Raw genomic sequence first — 24,171 nt, forward strand, 5'->3', positions numbered from 1 at the left:
GGACGTGACCGGATGACCCGCACCGCCTTCCTCTTCCCGGGCCAGGGCTCCGAATGCGCCGGCATGGGCAGGGAACTGCTCGCCCTGCGGCCGGACCTCGCCGACACCTACTACCGCACCGCCGACGACCTCCTCGGGATACCCCTGGCCCGGATCTGCTGGGAGGGCTCCCCACAGGACCTGGAGGACCCGGCGGTCGCGCAGCCGGCCGTCTTCCTGACGAGCCTGGCCGTACTGGAGGTGCTGCGCGGCGAGGGCGTGGAGCCGGACGCGGTCGCCGGGCACAGCCTGGGCGAGTACGCGGCGCTGGTGGCCGCCGGCGTCCTGGAGTGGACCGAGGCGCTGTGGCTCGTCCGGCTGCGCGGCGAACTCGTCGCCACGGTCGGGGACCGCATCGGCAGCGCCACGGCCGCGGTGATCGGCCTGCGCCGCACGGACCTGGCGCGGATGTGCGCCGAGGCCCGGGCCGCCACCGGCGAGATCGTCGAGGTGGCGGGGGAGAACGAGCCCCGGCAGACGGTGGTGTCCGGGCAGGCCGAGGCGGTGGCCCACGTCGCCGCGGCCGCCGGCGCGGCCGGGGCGCGGGTGGCGCGGCTGCGCACCGGCGGCCCGTTCCACTCCAGCCTGCTGGGCGAGGCCGAGGCGGAGTTCACCGAGACGCTGATCGCCACCGAGTTCCGCGACCCGGCCGTCCCGCTGGTCTCCGGCGTCACCGGAGGCTGGGTGACGACCGCCGCGGAGGCCGTCGTCGCCCTGCGCACCCAGCTCACCAGCCCGGTCCGGTGGACCGGGGCCGTCGGGACGCTCGCCGCCTCCGGCGCGGACCGGTTCGTGGAGGTGGGCCCCGGCCAGGTGCTGGGCGGTCTGGTCCGCCGGATCCTGCCCGGCGCACACGTCCACTCGACGCACACCGCGGAGCGGCTGGCGCGGGTCGTGGACGCGCACACCGCCACCACAGTCTGACCATCGACCCACAGAAAGGGTGGGAGAACCATGCCCACAGCGGACGACACGATCCGGTCCCGGATCGACGAGCTCAGCGGGATCAAGGAGTCCGCACGCGACGGCGACGGGGACGCGACCTCGCGCCAGCACGCGAAGGGCAAGCTGACCGCCCACGAACGCATCGCGCTGCTCCTGGACAAGGGTTCCTTCACCGAGGTGGAGCCGCTGCGGCGGCACCGCGCCACCGGGTTCGGCCTGGAGGCGAAGAAGCCCTACAGCGATGGTGTGATCACCGGCTGGGGCACGGTCGACGGCCGGACGGTCTTCGTCTACGCCCACGACTTCCGGATCTTCGGCGGGGCGCTCGGCGAGGCCCACGCCGAGAAGATCCACAAGATCATGGACATGGCCGAGAAGGCCGGCGCCCCGCTGGTCTCCCTCAACGACGGCGCGGGCGCCCGCATCCAGGAAGGCGTCTCCGCCCTCGCCGGGTACGGCGGCATCTTCAAGCGCAACACCCGGGCCTCCGGGGTCATCCCGCAGATCTCGGTCATGCTCGGCCCCTGCGCCGGCGGCGCCGCCTACTCCCCGGCGCTCACCGATTTCGTGTTCATGGTCCGCGAGACCTCACAGATGTTCATCACCGGCCCCGACGTGGTCAAGGCCGTCACCGGTGAGGAGATCACCCAGAACGGCCTCGGCGGCGCCGACGTCCATGCGGGGACCTCCGGCGTCGCGCACTTCGCGTACGACGACGAGGAGACCTGCATCGCCGAGGTCCGCTACCTGCTGGCCCTGCTGCCCTCCAACAACCGCGAACTGGCCCCCGTCGAGCACTCCGGAGACCCGGCCGACCGGCCGAACGAACCGCTCCTCGACCTGGTCCCCGTACAGTCCGGGCAGGCCTACGACATCCGCAAGGTCATCGAGGAGGTCGTCGACGACGGCGACCACTTCGAGGTCCACCCCGCCTGGGCGCCGAACCTCGTCTGCTCGCTGGCCCGCCTCGACGGGCACGTGGTCGGCATCGTCGCCAACAACCCAGCCGCGATGGCCGGCGTCCTCGACATCGAGGCCTCCGAGAAGGGCGCGCGGTTCGTCCAGTTCTGCGACGCCTTCAACATCCCCCTCGTCACGCTCGTGGACGTACCCGGCTTCCTGCCGGGCGTCGACCAGGAGCACAACGGCATCATCCGGCGCGGCGCCAAACTGCTGTACGCCTACTGCAACGCCACCGTCCCGCGCATCTCCCTGGTCCTGCGCAAGGCGTACGGCGGCGCGTACATCGTCATGGACTCCCGCTCGATCGGCGCCGACCTGGCGCTGGCCTGGCCCACCAACGAGATCGCCGTGATGGGAGCGGAAGGCGCGGCCAACGTGGTCTTCCGCCGCGAGATCAACGCCGCCGAGGACCCGGAGGCCGCCCGCGCGCAGCGGATCGCCGAGTACAAGGACCAGCTCATGCACCCGTACTACGCGGCGGAGCGGGGCCTGATCGACGACGTGATCGATCCGCGCGACACCCGGTCGGTACTGATCCGGTCCCTGGCCATGCTGCGCGCCAAACACGCCGACCTGCCCGCCCGCAAGCACGGAAACCCGCCGCAGTGAGCGCCGGCGGCACGGCACGGAACGAGGAGCCCATGGACGCGCCACAGCTCGGCCACCTCATCCGGGTGGTGAAGGGACGGCCCGACGCCGAGGAACTGGCGGCGCTCACCGCCGTCGTACTCGCCCGGGCGGCGGCCCACGAGGGCCAGCACGGCGGTACGGCCGGCGGCGGGCCGGCCCTGGCCGGCTGGAACCGGCCCGAACGGGTCCGCGGCTTCCTCGGTCCGCGCACCTGGCGCGACAACTCCCACGAGGCGCGATCCGCCTGACGGCGCCCCCACCCCACCCCTTCCTCGTCCTTCCCCCGCAAGGAGACACGAACATGACACCCCTCGTCCCAGAGGTCCTCGACCGGACGCCTCGCGAGGTGGCGGCATGAGGCTGCTCGTCACCGGCGGCGCCGGATTCATCGGCTCCCACTTCGTCCGGACCCTGCTCGACGGCGGATACACCGGCCACGAGGCGACCCGGGTCACCGTCCTCGACAAGCTCACCTACGCGGGCAACCTGGACAACCTGCCGGTCGAGCACCCCCGGCTGGACTTCGTCCGGGGCGACGTCTGCGACGGGGCACTGCTGCGCGAGCTGCTGCCCGGCCACGACGCGATCGTCCACTTCGCGGCCGAGTCGCACGTCGACCGTTCCGTGGACTCCGCCGCCGAGTTCGTCCGCACCAACGTCGGCGGTACGCAGACCCTGCTCGACGCCGCGCTCGCCACCGGCGTACGGCGCGTCGTGCACGTCTCCACCGACGAGGTCTACGGATCGATAGCCGAGGGCGCCTGGACGGAGGAGTGGCCGCTGCTGCCCAACTCCCCGTACGCCGCCTCCAAGGCCTCCTCCGACCTGATCGCGCGCTCGTACTGGAAGACGCACGGACTCGACGTGTCGATCACCCGCTGCTCCAACAACTACGGGCCGTACCAGCACCCCGAGAAGCTGATCCCGCTCTTCGTCACCAACCTGCTCGAAGGCCTCCAGGTCCCGCTGTACGGCGACGGGCGCAACGTCCGCGAGTGGCTGCACGTCGACGACCACTGCCGGGCCATCGCCCTCGTCCTCGAAAAGGGCCGCGCCGGCGAGGTCTACAACATCGGCGGCGGCAACGAGCGGACCAACGCACACATCACCGAACGGCTCCTCGCCCTGTGCGGCGCGGACGCCTCCGCGGTCCGCCGGGTCGCCGACCGCAAGGGACACGACCTGCGCTACGCCCTCGACGAGACCAAGATCCGCGAGGAGCTCGGCTACGCACCGCGCGTCCCCTTCGAGCAGGGCCTGGCCGACACCGTCGCGTGGTACCGCGACAACCCCGGCTGGTGGAAGGCCGCGAAACACCAGAGCGACGACATCGGCCGACAGCGCCGGGAAGGAACCACGTCATGAACGTCCACAAGGGGCTCATCCTCGACGAGACCGCGAAGTTCCACCAGGACGCCCAGGACCAGCGGCCCTTCGTCCCCGGAACCACCGAGATCTGGCCGGCCGGCGCGGTCCTGGACGAGCGCGACCGCACCGCCCTGGTCGAGGCGGCACTGGAGATGCGCATCGCCGCGGGGCCCAGCTCCCGCAAGTTCGAATCGCGCTTCGCCCGCAAGCTGGGGCACCGCAAGGCGCACCTGACCAACTCCGGTTCCTCCGCGAACCTGCTGGCCATGACGGCCTTCACCTCACACCTGCTGGAGGACCGGGCCCTCAAGCGGGGCGACGAGGTCATCACGGTCGCCGCGGGCTTCCCCACCACCGTGAACCCGATCATCCAGAACGGCCTCGTCCCGGTCTTCATCGACGTCGAGCTCGGCACCTACAACACGACCGCCGAGCGGGTCGCCCGGGCCATCGGCCCCAAGACCCGCGCCATCATGATCGCGCACGCCCTCGGCAACCCCTTCGAGGTCGCCGAGATCGCGCAGCTGGCGCAGGACCACGACCTGTACCTCATCGAGGACAACTGCGACGCCGTCGGCTCCACCTACGACGGACAGCTCACCGGCACCTTCGGCGACATGACGACGGTGAGCTTCTACCCGGCCCACCACCTCACCATGGGCGAGGGCGGCTGCGTCCTGACCTCGAACCTGGCGCTCGCGCGGATCGTCGAATCACTGCGCGACTGGGGCCGCGACTGCTGGTGCGAGCCGGGCGAGACCAACAAGTGCCTCAAGCGCTTCAAGTACCAGATGGGCACCCTCCCCGAGGGCTACGACCACAAGTACATCTTCTCCCACGTCGGCTACAACCTGAAGGCCACCGACATCCAGGCGGCCCTCGGCCTGACCCAGCTCGACAAGCTCGACGACTTCTGCGACGCCCGCCGCCGCAACTGGCGCCGGCTGCGCGACGGACTCGACGGAGTGCCGCACCTGATCCTCCCCGAGGCCACCCCGCGCAGCGACCCGAGCTGGTTCGGCTTCGCGATCACCGTGGACCCCGAGGCGCCCTACACCCGGGCCGCCCTCGTGGACTTCCTGGAGGACCGCAAGATCGGCACGCGCCGCCTGTTCGCCGGCAACCTGACCCGCCACCCGGCCTACATCGGCCAGCCGCACCGCATCGTCGGCGACCTCACCAACAGCGACATCATCACCGACCAGACCTTCTGGATCGGCGTGTACCCGGCCCTGACCGACGAGATGCTCGACTACGTCATCTCCTCCGTCAAGGAGTTCGTGGGAGGCCGCTCGTGACGGGCCCCGCCACCGCCTCCCCGGTACGTTCCGCACCCGTCCTGGGCCGCCGCGCCGACGAGGGCCTCCCGGCGCGCCTGGCCCGCTCGGCCCGCGCCCTCCAGGGCGCGGTGGCGCACACCGCCGACGTCCACGACTGGCTGGCGGAGCGCCGCCGGGCGCACCGCTTCCGGGTGGACCGCATCGCCTTCGCCGACCTGGACGGCTGGTCCTTCGACCCGGACACGGGCAACCTCGGACACCGCAGCGGGAAGTTCTTCACCGTCGAGGGACTGCGGGTCACCGCCGCCTCCGACGGCCGCGAGCGGACGTGGCACCAGCCGATCATCCGCCAGCCCGAGGTCGGCATCCTCGGCATCCTGGTCAAGGAGTTCGACGGCGTCCCGCACTTCCTGATGCAGGCCAAGATGGAGCCCGGCAACCGCAACCTGCTCCAGCTGTCGCCGACCGTGCAAGCCACCCGCAGCAACTACACCAAGGCCCACCAGGGCGCCGACGTCCGCTACATCGAGTACTTCACCCAGGCCGGCCGCGGCCGCGTCCTCGCCGACGTGCTCCAGTCCGAACACGGCTCGTGGTTCTACCGCAAGAGCAACCGCAACATGCTCGTCGAGGCGGTCGGCGACGTGCCCGAGCACGACGACTTCCGCTGGCTGACCCTCGGCGAGATCGGCGAGCTGCTGCGGCAGGACAACGTGATCAACATGGACGCGCGCACCGTACTGGCCTGCGCGCCCCTGCCCGACGCCGATGCCGTCTCCCTGCACTCGGACACCGAACTGCTGTCCTGGTTCACCACCGAGCGCTCCCGCCACGACGTCAGCGCCGAACGGGTACCGCTCGCCGGCATCCCCGGCTGGAAGCGCGGCGAGCGGTCCATCGACCACGAGGAGGGCCGGTACTTCGGCGTCGTCGCGGTCGGCGTCCAGGCAGGCAGCCGCGAGGTCGCCAGCTGGACGCAGCCGCTGTTCGAACCGGCCGGGGTGGGCGTCACCGCCTTCCTGACCCGCCGCATCGCCGGCGTGCCCCACGTCCTGGTCCACGCCCGCGTCGAGGGCGGGTTCGCCGACACGGTGGAACTCGGCCCCACGGTCCAGTACACGCCGGGGAACTACGACCACCTGCCGCGCGACGAGCGCCCGCCCTTCCTCGACCTCGTCCTCGGCGCCGATCCCGCCCGGATCCGCTACGAGGCACTGCACTCCGAGGAGGGCGGCCGGTTCCTGAACGCCGAGAGCCGCTACCTCTTCCTCGACACCGACGAGGACCAGGCCCCGCTCGACGCGCCCCCCGGCTACCTGTGGGCCACCCCGGCGCAGCTCACCACCCTGCTGCGGCACAACCACTACCTCAACGTGCAGGCGCGCACGCTGCTGTCCTGCCTGGCCTCGGGGGCGGTAACGCTCTGATGGAGCCCGTTCGCATCGGCGTGCTCGGCTGCGCCGACATCGCCCGCCGCCGGATGCTGCCCGCCCTGCGGGCGGCGTCCGGCACCGCACTCGTCGCGGTCGCCAGCCGCGACGCCGCCAAGGCCCGCGACACGGCCGCCGAAGCCGGCTGCGAGGCCGTCACCGGCTACGGGGCCCTGCTGGAGCGCCCGGACGTCGACGCCGTGTACGTCCCGCTCCCCGCGGCCCTGCACGCCACGTGGGTGGAGGCGGCCCTGCGCGCGGGCAAACACGTCCTCGCGGAGAAACCGCTCACCACCGACCTCGCGGACACCCGGCGGCTCACGGCACTCGCCGGGGCCGCCGGCCTGGTGCTGCGCGAGAACGTGATGTTCGTCCACCACTCCCAGCACGCCGCCGTCCGCGCCCTCGTGGCCGGCGGAGCCATCGGTGAACTGCGCTCCTTCAGGGCCGAGTTCACCGTCCCCCGGCTGCCCGACTCGGACATCCGCTACGACGCCGCCCTCGGCGGCGGCGCCCTGTGGGACACCGGGGTCTACCCCGTCCGGGCCGCCCTGCACTTCCTCGGCGACCGGCTGGAGACCGAGGCCGCCGTCCTGGTCCGGGGCGGCCCCGGCCGGGCCGTCGACACGGCCGGCACGGCCCTGCTCCGCACCCCCGAAGGGGTCACCGCGCAGCTGTCGTTCGGACTCGACCACGGCTACCGCAGCGCCTACGAGATCACCGGCAGCGAGGGGCGCGTCACCGTCGAGCGGGCGTTCACCCCGCCCGCCGGACACCCGCCCACCGTCCGCCTCGAACGCCGCACCGGCGTCGAGGAGATCGGCCTCGCCCCGGACGACCAAGTGCTCCGCACCGTCGCGGCCTTCGCGGCCGACGTCCGCGCCGCCGCCGGCCCGGAAGCGTCCCTGCTGCGTCAGGCGGAGCTGCTCGACCGGATCCACCGGAGCGCCCACGTCGTGTGAGGGCGCCACCCCGCGGGGGCGCGGCGGACCACGGTCCGCCGCGCCCCCGCCCCCGTACTCCGCCCATCTGGAGAGGCCATGCCTTCGACCTACGACGACATCGCGGACCTGCGCGCACAGGTGAGGATCCTGCGGGACCGCGCCGACCTGCGCGAGCTGTTCGACCGGTACGTCACCGCCCTGGACACGTACGGGGAGGCCGAGCACTACGGGCCCGGCTTCGCCGAGCTCTTCACCGAGGACGTCACCTTCGCCTTCCCGATCGGCACGGCAGCGGGGATCGAGGGCTTCACCGCCTTCCAGCGGGAGGCCGGGGCGCGGTGGGCGCGCACGCACCACCTCAGCGCCAACCACTCCATCGACCTCGACGGGGACCGGGCCACCCTGCGCGTGCAGCAGCTCACCGCCCACGTCCACCGCGGCGGGCCCGGCTCCGCGCGGCGGTTCGAGGTCGGCGGGCACTGCGTGGCCGGCGCCGTACGGACCGACTCCGGCTGGAGGCTGAACCGCGTCGCCTTCCACGTCGTGTGGGACTCCGGCGACCGGCTGCCCGAGCTCGACGGAGCGCGGCTGTGAGAACCCGGTGAACGCCGTGCAGATCGCCGGCTACTGGGTGCCCGCCCGGGAAGCCGTACCCGAATCCGTGCACGCGGCGTCACGGCAGTGCGCGCCGCCGCTGACCGCGCTCCTGCGCCGCCGGGCCCTGTGGGCGCTCGCCGTCGCCCGGGGACGGGCCGCGCGCCGCCGCTGACCGTCCCTCTCCTTCGACCCGCGCCCGGTCCGCCGGTCGGCCGGTCCGCCGGTCGGCCGATCCGCCGATCCGCCTGGAGGTTTCCGCATGGCCCCTGCACCGCCGCCCGGCGCGCCCGGAGTCCGGGCCGTCACCCTCGACGCGGACGGGATCCCGTTGTCCGGGCTGCTCGCCCTGCCCCCGGGGGCCGCGCCCCGGGCCCTGCTGGTCGCCCTGCACGGCGCCGGGATGAGCGCGGGGTACTTCCACAGCCGGGCCCGACCCGGACTGTCCCTGCTGGAGCTCGGCGCCTCGCTCGGACACGCCGTACTCGCCCTGGACCGGCCCGGGTACGGGGCCTCGGCCGCGGTCCTGCCCGAGGGGCAGGACCTGGCGGGGCAGACCGCCACCCTGCTCGCGGCCCTGGACGGCTTCGCCCGCGTGCAGGACTTCGGCGCGGGCACGTTGCTCGTCGCGCACTCCAACGGCGGCCGCCTCGCGCTGTCCGCCGCGGCCGCACTGGGCACGGACGGACCCGGCGGCGGACCCGGACCCGGCGGCGGACCCGGACCGGGCGGCCTGCTCGGCGTGGACGTGTCCGGCATCGCCCGGCGCTTCGCCGTGGAGCCCGGGCAGCTGCCCGTCTCCGGCGGCCGGGTGCAGTGGCGCCGCCACTGGGGGGCGCTGCGGTTCTACCCGCCGGACGCCTTCCGGCTCGGCCAGGAACTGCTGCGGCCCGTGCCCGCGGTGGAGGCCCGGGAGATCCTGCGGTGGCCCGAAACGTACCCCTCCGTCGCGGCCCGGGTGCGGGTCCCGGTCCGCTTCACCTTCGCCGAGCAGGAGCAGTGGTGGAGGCACGACCGAGCGGCAGTGGAGGAATTACTCGCTCCGCTGTCGATGGCGTCCACTGAAGTGGCCCGCCAGCCCGGAGCCGGCCACAACATCAGCCTCGGGTGGGCCGCCCGCACCTACCACCTGCGGGTTCTGTCCTTCCTGGAGGAGTGCCTGCTCGCCCGGGACGTCGCCCGTACCCCGGTTCCGGCGCCCCCTGACAGAGACCTGAAGAAGGTTGACGTGGATCTGACATAAAGCCCGTTGACCCGTGGATCGGTACCTACGAGGCTTTTCGTGAGCATCCCGTGACGTGTAACGAAATCCGTCATACCGGGACACGTCTACTCGTTCTGCCGGTACCCGTTTGATTCATCCTGATTCATCCCGAAAAGGAACACACATGAGTGACGTGAAGGACCTGGTGCAGGTCGCCGGAATCATCGACGCCGAAGAGGCCAAGCTGCTGGCCGAGGAGGGTGTCGACTGGTTCGGTTTCCCGCTCCGCCTCCCGTCGGGCAAGGACGACATATCCGAGGCCGCGGCCACGGAGATCATCGCCGGCCTGACCGCCCCTCAGGAGGGCGTCCTCATCAGCTACCTGACCGACGCGGACGAGATCAGCGCGTTCACCACCCAGCTCGGCGTCAAGGCCGTCCAGCTCCACGGTGACGTGGAGCCGGAGCAGCTGCGCAAGCTCAAGGCCAACCGCCCCGACCTGTACGTTCTGAAGAGCCTGGTCGTGAAGGAGGACAACGCCGAGGAGCTGCTCCAGCTCGTCGACGACGTCGCCGAGTGGGTGGACATGTTCATCACCGACACCTTCAACCCGGCCACGGGTGCCAAGGGCGCCACCGGCCTCACCCACGACTGGAACGTCAGCGCGGAGCTCGTCCGCCGCTCGCCCAAGCCCCTGATGATGGCCGGCGGTCTGAGCCCGGAGAACGTCGCCGACGCGATCCGCTTCGTCAAGCCCGCCGCCGTCGACGCCCACAGCCTCCTGGAGGGCCCCGACGGCCGCAAGGACCGCGCCAAGGTCGCGAAGTTCGTGGCCGAGTCGCGCCTCGCCTTCGCCGAGATCGCTTCCTGACCTCGGCGGCACCCCCCGACCACGTGGCTGTGGCGGCCCGGGGGACCCTCGCGGGTTCCCCGGGCCCGGGCCGCAGTCCGTCTCCACCGACCGACGAGAAGCAGGTTCTCATGGCGACCGGCCACCACAACGTCCACCCGCTGCCGCAGACCAACCAGCTGCGGGCGATGCACACGATCATCCGCGACCGCGGGGCCTCCCGCGCGGACTTCGTGTTCTACTCCCGGCGCATCATCCGCCTCCTCCTGGAATCGGCGCTCGACCAGCTGCCGTTCGACAAGCACGAGGCCACCACGCCGGTCGGCGAGACCTACGACGGACTGAAGTTCGCCGCGAAGCTCTGCGCGGTCCCCGTGATCCGGGCCGGCGACTCCATGCTGGACGAGCTCCGCAACGTCGTGCCCGACGTCCGCGTCGGAAAGATCCTCATCCAGCGGGACAAGACGACCAAGCTCCCGCACCTCTACTACAAGAACTTCCCGGACGACATCGCCGACCGGCACATCCTGCTCCTGGAGCCGATGCTCGCCACCGGCGGCAGCGCCAACGCCGCCATCGAGGTGCTGCTGGAGGCGGGGGTCCGCGAGGAGAACATCGTCTTCGTCAACTTCATCGCCGCGCCCGAGGGCATCGAGGCCGTCCACCGCGTGCACCCGGCCGTCAAGATCGTCACCTCCTCGGTCGAACAGCGCCTCAACGAGAACGCGTTCATGATCCCGGGCATCGGCGACTTCGGCGACCGCTACTTCGGCACGACGGACTCGGCCGTGGTCCGATGAAGAGCAGCCGCACGCTCGCGGACTCCGCGCTCACGGCGCTCGCGCCGGCGATCTGGGGTTCGACCTACCTGGTGACCACGGAGCTGCTCCCCGAGGGCCGCCCGCTGCTGGCCGCCGTGCTCCGCGCCCTGCCCGCGGGCCTGGTACTGGTGCTCATCGGCCGGACGCTGCCGCGCGGCATCTGGTGGTGGCGGGCCCTGGTCCTGGGCGTCCTGAACATCGGCGCCTTCTTCTACCTGCTCTTCGTCGCGGCCTACCACCTGCCGGGCGGCGTCGCCGCGCTGGTCATGTCCATCCAGCCGATGCTGGTGCTGCTGCTGGGCGCCGTACTGCTGAAGGACAAGATCAAGCGGGTCCACGTCATCGCCTGCGTGCTCGGCGCCGCCGGCGTGGCCCTGCTGGTCCTCCAGCCGAACGCCGGCCTCAACGCCACCGGTGTCATCGCCGGTCTGCTCGGCGCGGTCAGCATGGCCTCCGGCATCGTGCTCACCAAGCGGTGGGGCCGCCCCGAAGGCGTGGGCCTGCTGCCCTTCACCGGCTGGCAGCTGACCGTCGGCGGACTGGTCCTGCTCCCGATCGCGCTGATCGGCGAGGGCCTGCCCGACGAGATCACCGCCGACAACCTGTGGGGCTTCGCCTACCTGGGCATCATCGGGGCCCTGTTCGCCTACGCGATCTGGTTCCGCGGTGTGCAGCGGCTGCCCGCCCTGGCCGTCTCGTTCCTGAGCTTCGCCTCGCCCCTGGCGGCCACCCTGCTCGGCTACTTCGTCCTCGACCAGTCGCTCTCGCCGCTCCAGATCGCCGGAGCCCTGACCGTGGTCGCGGCCGTGATCCTGGCCCAGCCGAGGTCCGGCAAGCCCAAGCCGGAGACCGAGGCCGAGCCCGCCCCCTCCAGCCCGCGGGAATCCGTCCAGGCCACCTAGGCCCGGCTTCCCGCTCCCCGAAGCTCCCCGCCCGGCCCCCGCCCCCCGGGCAAGGGCGCGGAGTGGTGGTGGCACACCGCGGCCTCCCCCGTCCGCGGTGTGCCGCCCACCCCATGACCAGCCGTGACACGACGACCCGTGAGAGGACCGAGTCCGTGCCCCACATCCACGTCAGGCACTACCCGAGGGACTTCACGGCCGAACAGCTCAGGGCGATCGACGAGGCGGTCACCGCCGCCGTGACGCGCACCTTCGCCACCGGCGAGGACACCGTCTCGATCTCCCTGGAGCCGGTCACACCGGAGGACTGGGAAACCCAGGTCCTCGACGAGATAGCGGCCCGCCGGGATCTGCTCCTCAAGCCGCCCGGCTACTGGAACGAGAGTTGAGAGAACCCCGATGAGCGCAAGCAGCGGCATCCCCGTCGTCTACACCGAGGAGGTCCGCGAGGCCCTCCACGACGGCGCGGCCGTCGTCGCCCTCGAGAGCAACGTCATCACGCACGGCCTGCCCTACCCGGACAACGCGGCCACCGCCCGCAAGGTGGAGGACGCCGTACGGGCCGGCGGCGCCGTGCCCGCGACGATCGCCCTGGAGGCCGGCGAGATCCGGGTCGGCATGTCCGAAGCGGACATCGAGCGCTTCGCCTCCCTGCCGGGCATCCCCAAGGTGTCCAGCCGGGACATGCCCGTCGTCCTCGCGCGGGGCGGCCTGGGCGCCACCACGGTGGCGACCTCCGTCGTCGCGGCCGAGCTCGCCGGTATCCCCTTCTTCTCCTCCGCCGGCATCGGCGGCGTGCACCGCGGCGCCCAGGACACCTGGGACGTCTCCTCGGACCTCATCCAGTTCACCCGCTCCAAGGTCGCCGTCGTCTGCGCGGGCGCGAAGATGATCCTCGACCTCGGTCTGACCCTGGAGTACCTGGAGACGCAGTGCGTCCCCGTCGTCGCCTACCGCTCGGACGACTTCCCCGCCTTCTACTGCCGGACGAGCGGCCACCGGGCGCCCCACCGCCTGGACGACGAGCAGGAGATCGCCCGCGCCGTCGAGGCCCACTGGGCGCTCGGCAACAACAGCTCCTTCCTGATCACCACCCCGGTCCGGGAGGAGGACGCCATCGACTCCGCCGAGGTCGACACGGCCATCCGCGCCGCCGTCGCCGAGGCCACCCGCGACGGGGTCTCCGGCCAGGGCATCACCAAGTACCTGATGCGCGCCGTCGACGCCGCCACCGACGGCCGTTCCGCCCGCGCCAACATGGCCGTCCTCGCCACCTGCGCCGAAGCGGCGGGCCGACTCGCCGTCGCCCACTCCCGGCACCTCGCCGAGCGCGCGGGCCGCTGATCCGCCGCGCCCTTCCGGCGTTCCCGAACCACCTCCGTACCACGCGTTGAACCTGAATCTGGAGAGACACATGTCCGAGAAGCTGTTCGAGCCGGTCACTCTGGGGAAGCTGGCCCTGAGCAACCGAGTGGTCATGGCACCCATGTCCCGCAACCGCGCCACCGCCGAGGGCCTGGCGACCGAACTGATGGCCACCTACTACGGCCAGCGGGCCGGAGCCGGCCTCATCATCAGCGAGGGCATCCAGCCCAGCGTCGTCGGCCAGGGCTTCGGCAACAGCCCCGGTCTGCACTCCCAGGCCCAGGTCGAGTCCTGGAAGCCCGTCACCGACGCCGTGCACGCGGGCGGCGGCAAGATCGTGGCGCAGCTCATGCACGCCGGCCGCATCGGCCACCCCTCGCTGTACCCGAGCGGCCACCAGTCCGTCGCCCCGTCCGCCGTCACCGCGGCCGGCCAGGCCTACGGTCCCGAGGGCCCGCTCGATTACCCCGAGCCGCGCGCGCTGACGGTCGAGGAGATCGCCGAGGTCGTCAAGGAGTTCGCCGACGCCGCGCAGAACGCCATCGAGGCCGGCTTCGACGGCGTCGAGGTCCACGCGGGCAACGGCTTCCTCCTCCACCAGTTCCTGGCGGACAACTCCAACCAGCGCACCGACCAGTACGGCGGCTCCGTCGAGAACCGCGTCCGCTTCGCGATCGAGGTGATCGAGGCGGTCTCCGAGCGCATCGGCGCCGACCGCGTCGGCGTGCGCATCTCGCCGTCCAACCCGTACAACGACATCGTCGAGGCCGACCCCCGCGGGCTCTACGAGGCGTTCGTCGCGGCCCTCCCGCCGGTGGCCTTCCTGCACGTCCTGGAGGGCGGCAACCGCGACCACACCGAGGCGCTGCGCGCCCAGTGGACCGGCACGATCATCCTGTGCCCCCACCCGGAGAACGGCGTCCCGGTCACCGCCGAGATCGCCACGGCGGCGCTGGAGGCCGGCGTCGGCTGCGCCATCGCCTTCGGCTCGGCGTTCATCGCCAACCCGGACCTGCCGGAGCGCCTGCGCACCGGTGCCGCGCTGGCCAAGGACGACCAGAGCAAGTGGTACGGCGGCGACCACACCGGCTACACCGACTACCCGACCTTCGAAGCGGCCGGCGCGGCGTGAGCGGCTCCGGACAGATGCTGCTGTTCTCGGGGCGGGCGCACCCCGAGCTCGCCGAGGCCATCGCGGCCGAGCTCGGCACGACGCTGGTCCCGACGAAGGCGATCGACTTCGCCAACGGCGAGATCTACGTCCGCTACCACGCCTCCGTGCGCGGCGCCGACTGCTTCGTGATCCAGAGCCACACGGCCCCGATCAACAAGTCGATCATGGAACAGCTCATCATGATCGATGCGCTGAAGCGGGCCTCGGCCCGCAGCATCACGGTCATCCTGCCGTTCTACGGATACGCGCGGCAGGACCGCAAGCACAGCGGCCGCGAGCCCATCTCGGCCCGTCTGGTGGCGGACCTGCTGAAGACCGCCGGCGCGGACCGGATCCTGACCATCGACCTGCACGCCGACCAGATCCAGGGCTTCTTCGACGGCCCGGTCGACCACCTCTTCGCCATGCCGGTCCTCGCGGACTACATCGGCTCCCGGGTGGACCGCGAGGCGCTCACGGTGGTCTCGCCCGACGCCGGCCGCGTGCGCGTGGCGGACGGCTGGTGCGACCGGCTGGGGGCGCCGCTGGCCATCGTCCACAAGCGGCGCGACAAGGACGTGGCCCACCAGGTCACGGCCCACGAGGTGGTCGGCGAGGTCCGCGACCGCGTCTGCGTCCTGGTCGACGACATGATCGACACGGGCGGCACGATCTGTGCCGCCGCCGACGCCCTGTTCGCCCAGGGCGCGCGGGACGTCATCGTGGCGGCCACCCACGGCGTGCTCTCCGGGCCCGCCGCGGACCGCCTGAAGAACTCGCAGGTCAGCGAGTTCGTCTTCACGGACACGCTCCCTGTGCCCGGGTCCCTCGGACTGGACAAGGTCACCGTCCTGTCGATCGCCCCGCTCATCGCGAGCGCCTCCCGTGAGGTGTTCGAGAACGGATCGGTCACCCGGCTGCTGCAAGGCCGGTGACCGCCCGGACGGGCGGGCCGACGGGGGCCCGTCCGTCCGTACGGGGAGGCGGGTGCACGCGCCCGCCGCCCTTCCACCACAGGGCGCTCCGGCTCCGGCCGCCGCGCCCCCCACTCTTCGGTTTCTCCTCGCCGAGTCGCCACCTCGGCTTCTGACGGTTCACCGCCCCGCGGCGTCCGCTCGCGCGGAGGTCCCCCCACGCACGGTGAGCCGTCGCACCACCGGGCCCGCCGCAACGCCGGAGCCCCGTGGCGCGGGCGTCCGAGCACGCCCGCTGTTCCACAACGGAAAGTAAGGAAGCGGGAAATGACTCTTCAGGAGACCAGCGTGCTCGAGCCCACCCTTCGCGGGACCAAGACGTTGCCGGGCCTGCTCGCCGATCGGGTCGCCGAGCACCCGGAAGCGACCGCCGTCATCTACCGGGACGAAAAGCTCACCTACCGGGAACTGGCGGCCAGAAGCTCCGGACTGGCCGACTACCTGAGACACCTCGGTGTCTCGGCCGACGACTGCGTCGGCCTGTTCGTCGAGCCCTCGCTCGACCTGATGATCGGCGCCTGGGGCATCCTGTCCGCCGGCGGCGCCTACCTGCCGCTGTCCCCGGAGTACCCGGAGGACCGGCTGCGCTACATGATCGAGAACAGCCAGGCGAAGATCATCCTGGTCCAGCAGCGCCTGGTGTCCCGGCTGCGCGAGCTGGCCCCGAAGGACGTCACCGTCATCACGCTGCGCGAGTCCGAGGCGTTCGTCCAGCCCGAGGGGCTTCAGGACCCCGAGACGGCCGGCGCCCGCCCGGACAGCCTGGCGTACGTCATCTACACCTCCGGCAGCACCGGCAAGCCCAAGGGCGTGATGATCGAGCACGGCTCGATCGTCAACCAGCTCGGCTGGCTCCGCGAGACGCACGGCATCGACCGCAGCAAGGTCGTCCTGCAGAAGACCCCGATGAGCTTCGACGCCGCGCAGTGGGAGATCCTCTCCCCGGCCAACGGCGCCACCGTCGTCATGGGCGCCCCCGGCGTCTACGCCGACCCCGAGGGCCTCATCGAGACCATCGTCAAGCACGGCGTGACCTCCCTCCAGTGCGTCCCGACGCTGCTCCAGGGCCTCCTCGACACCGAGAAGTTCCCCACCTGCACCTCGCTGCGGCAGATCTTCAGCGGCGGCGAGGCCCTGTCGCGCATCCTCGCGACGCAGACCACGCAGGAGATGCCGGGCCGGGAGCTCATCAACCTGTACGGGCCGACCGAGTGCACCATCAACTCGTCCTCGTACACCGTCGACCCCGCCGCCCTGGAGGAGGGACCGCAGTCCATCTCCATCGGCAGCCCCGTGCACCGCACCGAGTACCACATCCTCGGCAAGGACCTGAAGCCCGTCGGCATCGGCGAGATCGGCGAGCTGTACATCGGCGGCGTCCAGCTGGCGCGCGGCTACCTGCACCGCCCCGACCTGACCGCCGACCGGTTCCTGGAGATCGAGCTCGCCGAGGGCGCGCCGCCGGTGCGCCTGTACAAGACCGGCGACCTGGGCCAGTGGAACCCGGACGGCACGGTGCAGTTCGCCGGACGCGCCGACAACCAGGTCAAGCTGCGCGGCTACCGCGTCGAGCTGGACGAGATATCCCTGGCGATCGAGAACCACGACTGGGTCCGCAACGCCGCCGTCATCGTCAAGAACGACGGCCGCACCGGCTTCCAGAACCTGATCGCCTGCGTCGAGCTGAGCGAGAAGGAAGCCGCCCTGATGGACCAGGGCAACCACGGCTCCCACCACGCCTCGAAGAAGAGCAAGCTCCAGGTGAAGGCGCAGCTGTCCAACCCGGGCCTGCGCGACGACGCGGAGCTGGCCGGACGCACCGCCTACGACCTGCCCGGCGTCCACGCGACGCCCGAGCAGCGCAGCCGGGTGTTCGCCCGCAAGACGTACCGCTTCTTCGAGGGCGGCGAGGTCACCGAGGCGGCCCTGCTGAAGCTGCTCGGCGCCAAGGTCCCCTCGGCCTACTCGCGCAAGGCCGCCGACCTGGCGCCCGCCGAACTGGGCCAGATCCTGCGCTGGTTCGGCCAGTACGTCAGCGAGGAGCGCCTGCTGCCCAAGTACGGCTACGCCTCGCCGGGCGCGCTGTACGCGACGCAGATGTACTTCGAGCTGGAGGGCGTCGCCGGGCTGAAGCCCGGTTACTACTACTACCAGCCGGTCCGTCACCAGCTGGTCCTCATCAGCGAGAAGACCCCGACGGGCAAGCCCACCGCCCACATCCACTTCATGGGCAAGCGGGGCGGCATCGAGCCGGTCTACAAGAACAACATCCAGGAAGTCCTGGAGATCGAGACCGGCCACATCGTCGGCCTGTTCGAGCAGGTGCTGCCCGCGTACGGCCTCGACATCCGTGACCTGGCCTACGAGCCGGCCGTCCGCGAGCTCCTGGACGTGCCGGAGGAGGACTTCTACCTGGGCACCTTCGAGCTCGTCCCGCACACCGGGCAGCGCGAGGACCACGCCGAGGTGTACGTGCAGACGCACGGCGGCAAGGTCGCGTCCCTCCCGGCGGGCCAGTACCGCTACGCGGACGGCGAGCTCACCCGCTTCTCGGACGACGTCGTCCTCAAGAAGCACGTCATCGCGATCAACCAGTCGGTGTACGAGGCCGCCAGCTTCGGCATCACCGTGGTCAGCCGGGCCCCCGAGGAGTGGATGCACTACGTCACCCTCGGCAAGAAGCTCCAGCACCTGATGATGAACGGCCTGGGCCTGGGCTTCATGTCCTCCGGCTACAGCTCCAAGACCGGCAACCCGCTGCCCGCGGCGCGCCGGATGGACACGGTCCTCGCGGAGCGCGGCGTGCCCAGCGGCCCGTCGTACTTCTTCGTCGGCGGCCGCGTCAGCGACGAGCAGATCGGCCACGAGGGCATGCGCGAGGACACCGTCCACATGCGCGGTCCGGCCGAGATGATCCGCGACGACCTCGTCAGCTTCCTGCCGGACTACATGATCCCGAACCGGGTCGTGGTCTTCGACCGGCTGCCGCTGTCGGCGAACGGCAAGATCGACGCGAAGGCGCTGGCCGCCTCCGACCAGGTCAACGCCGAACTCGTGGAGCGCCCCTTCGTCGCCCCGCGCACGGAGACCGAGAAGGAGATCGCCGAGGTCTGGGCGAAGGCCCTGCGCCGCGAGAGCGTCTCCGTCCAGGACGACTTCTTCGAGTCCGGCGGCAACTCGCTGATCGCCGTCGGCCTCATCCGCGAGCTCAACGCGCGCCTCGGCGTCTCCCTGCCGCTGCAGAGCGTCCTGGAGTCCCCGACGGTCGAGAAGCTCGCCCGGCGCCTGGAGCGCGAGGTCGCCCAGGAGTCCTCGCGCCTGGTGCGGCTGCACCAGGAGGGCACGGGCCGGCCGGTGCTGTGCTGGCCGGGTCTGGGCGGCTACCCGATGAACCTGCGCACCCTCGCCGGCGAGATCGGCCTCGGCCGCTCCTTCTACGGCATCCAGGCGCACGGGATCAACGAGGGCGAGAGCCCGTACGCGACCATCGGCGAGATGGCCGCGGCCGACATCGCGGCCATCAAGGAGCTCCAGCCGAGCGGCCCCTACACCCTGTGGGGATACTCCTTCGGCGCCCGCGTGGCCTTCGAGACCGCCTACCAGTTGGAGCAGGCGGGCGAGACGGTCGAGAACCTCTTCCTGATCGCCCCGGGATCGCCGGCGGTGCGCGCCGAGAACGGCGCCGAGTACGGCCGTGAGGCCTCCTACTCCAACAAGGCGTACACGACCATCCTGTTCTCCGTGTTCACCGGCAGCATCAGCGGCCCGGACCTGGAGAAGTGCCTGGAAGCCGGCAAGGACGAGCAGTCCTTCGCCGAGTTCATCAGCGAGCTCAAGGGCATCGACGTCGACCTCGCGAAGCGGATCATCGACGTCGTGGGCCAGACGTACGAGTTCGAGTACTCGTTCCACGAGCTGGCCGAGCGCACGCTCGACGCGCCGGTGACCATCTTCAAGGCCCGCGGTGACGACTACTCGTTCATCGAGAACAGCAGCGGCTACTCGGCCACCCCGCCGACGGTCATCGACCTCGACGCCGACCACTACAGCCTGTTGCGCACGCCGGACATCGGCGAGCTGGTGAAGCACATCCGCTACCTGCTCGGCGAGTAGGAGACCGGTCCAGAGAAGCGGCCGCCCCGCCGGAGAAATCCGGCGGGGCGGCCGCATTTTTTTTGTCATTTGACGGGAGGTGGAGACACCTGTGCATTGGGCACTCAATTATGACGCAAATTGACGCCATTCTGACATGTGGCCGGTTGACGTGCATATTCGTCCTACAAGAGACTTTTTATAATTGCAGGCGGACGGCTCATCGCATTCCCGGCCCCGTCGACGACCGCTCGGAAAATGCCAATGTCTTGCTGACGAGGAGTTACATTCCATGCGTTTCAATCTCATTGGACCCTTCGAGATCGTCGCGGACGACGGCAGGATCTACCGCCCCGGTACCCCGAAGGTCTGCCAGACGCTGGCCCTGCTGCTCACGCGCCCCAACGAGATCGTCACGGCCGACGCGCTCATCCAGGAGCTGTGGGGCGAGAATCCGCCGCGCAGCGCGGTCACGACGCTCCAGACGTACGTCTACCACGCACGCCGGATGTTCGTGAACGAGTCGCTGGTGCCCGCCGGGCGCTCCCTGATCGTCACCAGTGCGCCCGGTTACTCGATCCAGGTGGAGGATTCGGAGATAGACATCCGGATATTCGAGCGGCTGGTTTCCCAGTCCCGTCTGGAATTGAGCGACGACGACGCGCTCGGCGCGCTGCGGACCGTCCGCGAGGCCCTCGACCTCTGGCGCGGGCCGGCCCTGTCGAACTTCCCCGCGGGCGACATGCTCACCGGCCACATCGTGCACCTGGAGGAGCTGCGCATCCGCGCGTACGAGATCCGCATCGAGTGCGAGGAGCGGCTCGGCTGGCACCGCGAATCCATACCGGAGCTCCGCAAGCTGATCAACGACTACCCGCTCAACGAGTGGTTCCACGGCCAGCTGATCGGGGCCCTCGGTGCCGCGGGCCGGCGCGCGGAAGCCCTCCAGGCCTACCAGAACGTCCGGCGGCTGCTCGCCGACGAACTGGGCCTGGAGCCCTCGTCGGAACTCAAGCAGCTCCAGGCCCGTCTGCTGAGCCCGCTGCCGCAGAAACAGGCCGCCCCCCGGGTGCCCGCACAGGACCGCGCCGACCCCCGCGAGCAGGTCGCGACGTGGACCGGCGCCTGACCCGCCGCGCACACGGGACGGGTCCCGGCGGGGTCCGAAAACCCCGCCGGGACCCGTCCCGTCGCACCGGCGCCCGCGGGCGCCCGCCTCACTCCGCTCCGGTCGCTCCGGACTCCTCGGTCGCCCCGGACACCTCGGCGAGCGAGCGCAGGATCGCGGTCTGCTTCGCGTCGCGCTCCCGCACGTGCTCCTCGTACGTCTTCGCCCCGTACGCCCGTTCCGCCTGCTCGATCAGCGACCGCACCGTCTCCTCGTCCATCGACGGACGGCCGAGCCCCTCCCAGCCGCGCTCCAGACCGGAACCGAGCGTGCCCAGCCACTTGCGCAGGCCGCCCTGCCCGCCGCCCAGGTGGAAGGCGAGGAACGGACCCACCGTCGCCCAGCGCAGCCCGATCGAGTGCGTGACCACGCGGTCGAGTTCCTCCAGCGTGACGACGCCTTCGCGCACGAGGTGGATCGACTCGCGCAGCAGCGCCGACTGGAGCCGGTTCGCCGCGAACGCCATGACCGGCTTGTGCAGGACGACCGGCACCCGGCCGACCGACTCGAAGAACGCGACGGCCTCCGCCACGGCATCCGCCGAGGTGCGCGCACCGGCCACGACCTCCACCAGCGGCACCACGTGCGGCGGGTTGAAGGGGTGACCGACGACCAGCCGCCCCGAGTCGGCCATCCGGGCACCCATGTCGTCGGGGTTCAGCGTGGAGGTCGAGGACAGGAGCAGCGCCCCCGCCGGCGCCGCCTTGCCGATCCGCTCGTACAGCTCCTGCTTCAGCTCCAGGTTCTCCGGCGCGTTCTCGACGACGACGTCGGCGTCCGCCACCGCACGTTCCAGGTCCGGCTCGAAGGTGAGGCGCTCCGCGAAGCCCGCCGGATCCGCGCAGCCGTCCGGCAGGTACGGTGCGAACAGCTCCAGGCCCTCGGCCACGATCCGCGGCGCGTCCGCACGACGGCTGTTGACCCGTACGTTCAGCCCGTGGCCCAGGAACAGGGCGATCCAGCCCAGCCCGATCGTGCCCGCGCCGATCACCGTGACGGTGCGCCGGTGTTCCCCGCTCATGTCCTTCTCCCCACTTCGAAATGATCTGTTGGTGCGGGTCACGGGGAGCAGAGCCCTTCGACGGGGTCCACGAGCCGTGACCCGTAGGCGTCGCCGACCGGATCGAAGTCCAGCGCCACATGGCTGGACAGGCTGTGCACATCGCGCCAGATCCGCTGCAACGGATGCCCGGTCAGCTGCGCCGCACTGCCCGCGGAGCGCAGCAGCCGCTCCACGACGTCCACCAGCTGCTCCACCGCGTACGCGCAGTCGGCGGGGGTGCGCACCAGTTCCATCGCCGTCACCTCGGGGGCGTCCGCGATCCGCGCGGCCCGCGCCAGCAGCAGCGCGGCCCCGTCGACGGCGATCACGGCGCGGGCGAGGGACAGGCGCAGCCCCCGGTCCTCCCCGGCCGCCCCCGCACCGGAGTGCTCGGCCCACACGCGCAGCGCGGCCCGGGCCGCACCGAGTGCGGGGGCCCCGAAGAGCAGCCCGCTCAGCAGGCGCAGCGGAACGGTGTGGCAGCGGGCGTCGGAACCGACGCCGCGCCCGTCGGCCATGTCCTGCCGGGCGAAGCCGCGGTGTGCGGGAACGAAGACGTTGTCGGCCAGCAAGGTGTTGCTGCCGGTGCCGCGCATGCCGACCGAGGCCCAGGTGTCAGCCACCTGGTAGTCCCGGCGGGGGAGGGCGAAGAACCACGGAGCCTGCTGGTCGCCGCCCTGCGGGACCATCGCGCAGACCAGGGCCCACTCGGAGAAACCGACCGCGCTGGTGAAGTCCCACTCACCGGTCACCCGCCAGCCTCCGCTGACGGCGGTGGCACTGCCGCGGGGCATCAACGCACCCACCACGGGGGTGTTCGCGCCCCCGGCCCACAGCTCCTCCTGCCCCGCTTCGGGGAGGAAGGCGCCCATCCGGCCGGCGCCCGCGATGACCGACGCGCACCAGGCGGTCGACGTACACCCCTGGGCGAGGACGTCGAGCGCGTCCAGCAGACCGGCGGCGGAGCCGGCGTCCCCACCCCAGCGGGCCGGGACGAACAGACGGGCGAAACCCGCGTCGACGATTCCGTCGGTCACCGGGCGCGACAGCATGCGATCGGAGTCGGCCCGGTCCGCGTAATGGACCGCTACGGAGGCCAACTCCTGTGCTCTGGCATACAGTCCGGCGTCCGACGGCTGGCTCGGCATCCGTACCACTTCCTCGCTTGTCCGTGGCGTCGCGCCAGGCGGGTGGCAATGCCGCCAACCCTCGCCCCGCCGGATCCAGCTCCGCTGGAAGTCCGCTCGACGGAGGCCCGGTGGAGAAACGTCCCGGTCTCCCTGGACAACACTCCTGGTACCTCTCGACCCACGCTCGACCGCGGCCGCGCAGCCTCGAACGGCCATGGGCTCGTGACGGCCATGGCCCCACGACGACGCGAGGTGACCATCAGTGAAGGGAATCATTCTGGCCGGAGGCAGCGGCACCCGGCTGTACCCCATCACCCTGGGGGTGTCCAAGCAGCTGCTGCCCGTCTACGACAAGCCGATGATCTACTACCCGCTGTCGGTCCTGATGCTGGCCGGAATCCGCGACATCCTCATCATCTCGTCGCCCCGGGACCTGCCTCAGTTCCGTGAGGTGCTGGGCGACGGGAGCGAGCTCGGCATCACGCTCTCGTACGCCGAGCAGCAGCAGCCGCGCGGGCTCGCTGAGGCCTTCACCATCGGCGAGGAGCACATCGGCGACGACTCGGTGGCCCTGGTCCTCGGCGACAACATCTTCCACGGGCCCGGCTTCTCGCTGCTGCTCCAGGAACACATGCCGCACACCGACGGCGCGCTCCTCTTCGGCTACCCGGTGCGCGACCCCGAGCGGTACGGGGTCGGCGAGGCGGACGAGAACGGCCGCCTGATCTCCCTGGAGGAGAAGCCGGCCAAGCCGCGCTCCAACCGGGCCATCACCGGCCTGTACTTCTACGACAACGACGTGGTCTCCATCGCGCGCGGCCTGCGTCCCTCCCCCCGCGGCGAGCTGGAGATCACCGACGTCAACCTGGACTACCTGGCCCGCGGCAAGGCCAACCTGGTGGACCTCGGCCGGGGCTTCACCTGGCTGGACACGGGAACCCACGACTCGCTGCTCGACGCCGGGCAGTACATCGCGACCCTGGAGCACCGCCAGGGCCTGCGCATCGCCTGCATCGAGGAGGTCGCCCTGCGCATGGGCTTCATCGACGTGGAGCAGTGCTACCAGCTGGGGAAGGTCCTCGGGAAGTCCGGCTACGGGCGCTACGTCATGGAGATCGCCGAATCGCTGCGGGGCGCCGGCCCCGAGGAGATCGCCGGGATCCTGAGCCGGCAGCGGTTCGACGGCTGGGCGGCCTGACCCGCGGCCCGCACCGCGCAACGACGGCGGGGCCCCGCGGACGTCATCGTCCACGGGGCCCCGCCGTCGTGCGCCGGGC

22 protein-coding genes are annotated in these 24,171 nt (G+C 71.3%); 20 read left to right on the forward strand and 2 right to left on the reverse strand.

Features of this window, described 5'->3' with window-relative positions:
• The first annotated feature begins 12 nt into the window (after positions 1–12).
• From ABZZ17_RS27110 to ABZZ17_RS27200, 19 genes are all read left to right on the forward strand, one after another.
• A complete protein-coding gene (locus ABZZ17_RS27110) occupies positions 13–963 on the forward strand; it encodes an ACP S-malonyltransferase (RefSeq protein ID WP_356879465.1) in 951 nt (316 codons plus the stop codon).
• A 30-nt stretch (positions 964–993) separates the two neighbouring features.
• Positions 994–2,556: an acyl-CoA carboxylase subunit beta gene (locus ABZZ17_RS27115; protein ID WP_356879467.1), complete on the forward strand. Its 1,563-nt coding sequence runs from the start codon at positions 994–996 to the stop codon at positions 2,554–2,556.
• Between the two features lie 32 nt (positions 2,557–2,588).
• Complete coding sequence (locus tag ABZZ17_RS27120) at positions 2,589–2,825, forward strand: acyl-CoA carboxylase subunit epsilon (protein WP_356879469.1); 237 nt, start codon at positions 2,589–2,591, stop codon at positions 2,823–2,825.
• Positions 2,826–2,931: 106 nt separating this feature from the next.
• Positions 2,932–3,942 (forward strand): dTDP-glucose 4,6-dehydratase, encoded by a 1,011-nt coding sequence (rfbB, locus tag ABZZ17_RS27125; RefSeq protein ID WP_356879471.1) that lies wholly within the window; start codon positions 2,932–2,934, stop codon positions 3,940–3,942.
• Positions 3,939–5,243 (forward strand): lipopolysaccharide biosynthesis protein RfbH, encoded by a 1,305-nt coding sequence (rfbH, locus tag ABZZ17_RS27130; RefSeq protein WP_356879473.1) that lies wholly within the window; start codon positions 3,939–3,941, stop codon positions 5,241–5,243. Before rfbB ends, rfbH begins: the two co-directional genes overlap by 4 nt.
• 41 nt (positions 5,244–5,284) lie before the next feature.
• Positions 5,285–6,652, forward strand: a complete 1,368-nt coding sequence (locus ABZZ17_RS27135; RefSeq protein ID WP_356879525.1) for an NDP-hexose 2,3-dehydratase family protein — start codon at positions 5,285–5,287, stop codon at positions 6,650–6,652.
• Positions 6,652–7,617, forward strand: a complete 966-nt coding sequence (locus ABZZ17_RS27140; RefSeq protein WP_356879475.1) for a Gfo/Idh/MocA family oxidoreductase — start codon at positions 6,652–6,654, stop codon at positions 7,615–7,617. The genes ABZZ17_RS27135 and ABZZ17_RS27140 overlap by 1 nt, the downstream gene beginning before the upstream one ends.
• 78 nt (positions 7,618–7,695) lie before the next feature.
• Positions 7,696–8,193 (forward strand): nuclear transport factor 2 family protein, encoded by a 498-nt coding sequence (locus ABZZ17_RS27145; protein WP_356879477.1) that lies wholly within the window; start codon positions 7,696–7,698, stop codon positions 8,191–8,193.
• Positions 8,194–8,200: 7 nt separating this feature from the next.
• Entirely contained in the window at positions 8,201–8,368 is a 168-nt protein-coding gene (locus tag ABZZ17_RS27150; protein ID WP_356879479.1) for a hypothetical protein, read from the forward strand.
• An 87-nt stretch (positions 8,369–8,455) separates the two neighbouring features.
• Positions 8,456–9,436 (forward strand): alpha/beta hydrolase, encoded by a 981-nt coding sequence (locus tag ABZZ17_RS27155; protein ID WP_356879481.1) that lies wholly within the window; start codon positions 8,456–8,458, stop codon positions 9,434–9,436.
• A 145-nt stretch (positions 9,437–9,581) separates the two neighbouring features.
• On the forward strand, positions 9,582–10,268 hold the full coding sequence (locus ABZZ17_RS27160; RefSeq protein ID WP_356879483.1) for a phosphoribosylanthranilate isomerase: 687 nt from the start codon (positions 9,582–9,584) through the stop codon (positions 10,266–10,268).
• 110 nt (positions 10,269–10,378) lie between these two features.
• Positions 10,379–11,047: a uracil phosphoribosyltransferase gene (gene upp, locus ABZZ17_RS27165; protein WP_356879485.1), complete on the forward strand. Its 669-nt coding sequence runs from the start codon at positions 10,379–10,381 to the stop codon at positions 11,045–11,047.
• On the forward strand, positions 11,044–11,970 hold the full coding sequence (locus tag ABZZ17_RS27170) for an EamA family transporter (protein ID WP_356879487.1): 927 nt from the start codon (positions 11,044–11,046) through the stop codon (positions 11,968–11,970). The genes upp and ABZZ17_RS27170 overlap by 4 nt, the downstream gene beginning before the upstream one ends.
• A 155-nt stretch (positions 11,971–12,125) precedes the next feature.
• Positions 12,126–12,359, forward strand: a complete 234-nt coding sequence (locus tag ABZZ17_RS27175; protein WP_356879489.1) for a tautomerase family protein — start codon at positions 12,126–12,128, stop codon at positions 12,357–12,359.
• A gap of 10 nt (positions 12,360–12,369) precedes the next feature.
• Complete coding sequence (locus ABZZ17_RS27180) at positions 12,370–13,314, forward strand: pseudouridine-5'-phosphate glycosidase (protein ID WP_356879491.1); 945 nt, start codon at positions 12,370–12,372, stop codon at positions 13,312–13,314.
• A gap of 70 nt (positions 13,315–13,384) precedes the next feature.
• The gene (locus ABZZ17_RS27185; protein WP_356879493.1) at positions 13,385–14,467 is read left to right on the forward strand and encodes an alkene reductase; all 1,083 of its coding nucleotides are present in this window, start codon (positions 13,385–13,387) and stop codon (positions 14,465–14,467) included.
• A gap of 14 nt (positions 14,468–14,481) precedes the next feature.
• Entirely contained in the window at positions 14,482–15,423 is a 942-nt protein-coding gene (locus ABZZ17_RS27190; protein WP_356879527.1) for a ribose-phosphate diphosphokinase, read from the forward strand.
• A 306-nt stretch (positions 15,424–15,729) separates the two neighbouring features.
• A complete protein-coding gene (locus ABZZ17_RS27195; RefSeq protein WP_356879495.1) occupies positions 15,730–19,575 on the forward strand; it encodes an amino acid adenylation domain-containing protein in 3,846 nt (1,281 codons plus the stop codon).
• Between the two features lie 271 nt (positions 19,576–19,846).
• Positions 19,847–20,683: a BTAD domain-containing putative transcriptional regulator gene (locus ABZZ17_RS27200; RefSeq protein WP_356879497.1), complete on the forward strand. Its 837-nt coding sequence runs from the start codon at positions 19,847–19,849 to the stop codon at positions 20,681–20,683.
• Between the two features lie 88 nt (positions 20,684–20,771).
• On the opposite strand, the gene ABZZ17_RS27205 is transcribed toward ABZZ17_RS27200, so the two are convergent.
• Together ABZZ17_RS27205 and ABZZ17_RS27210 are read right to left on the reverse strand one after the other, a co-directional pair.
• A complete protein-coding gene (locus tag ABZZ17_RS27205; RefSeq protein WP_356879499.1) occupies positions 20,772–21,743 on the reverse strand; it encodes a 3-hydroxyacyl-CoA dehydrogenase NAD-binding domain-containing protein in 972 nt (323 codons plus the stop codon).
• A 38-nt stretch (positions 21,744–21,781) separates the two neighbouring features.
• Positions 21,782–22,801 carry an acyl-CoA dehydrogenase family protein gene (locus ABZZ17_RS27210; protein ID WP_356879501.1) on the reverse strand — a complete coding sequence of 340 codons (1,020 nt, stop codon included), beginning with the start codon at positions 22,799–22,801 and terminating at the stop codon, positions 21,782–21,784.
• Between the two features lie 355 nt (positions 22,802–23,156).
• Here ABZZ17_RS27210 and rfbA point away from each other — a divergent pair, with 355 nt between their 5' ends.
• Positions 23,157–24,092 (forward strand): glucose-1-phosphate thymidylyltransferase RfbA, encoded by a 936-nt coding sequence (gene rfbA, locus ABZZ17_RS27215; RefSeq protein WP_356879503.1) that lies wholly within the window; start codon positions 23,157–23,159, stop codon positions 24,090–24,092.
• The last annotated feature ends 79 nt before the right edge of the window (positions 24,093–24,171 follow it).

Origin of the sequence: Streptomyces sp. NPDC006512, from assembly GCF_040611935.1 — a bacterium.
Lineage (GTDB): Bacteria > Actinomycetota > Actinomycetes > Streptomycetales > Streptomycetaceae > Streptomyces.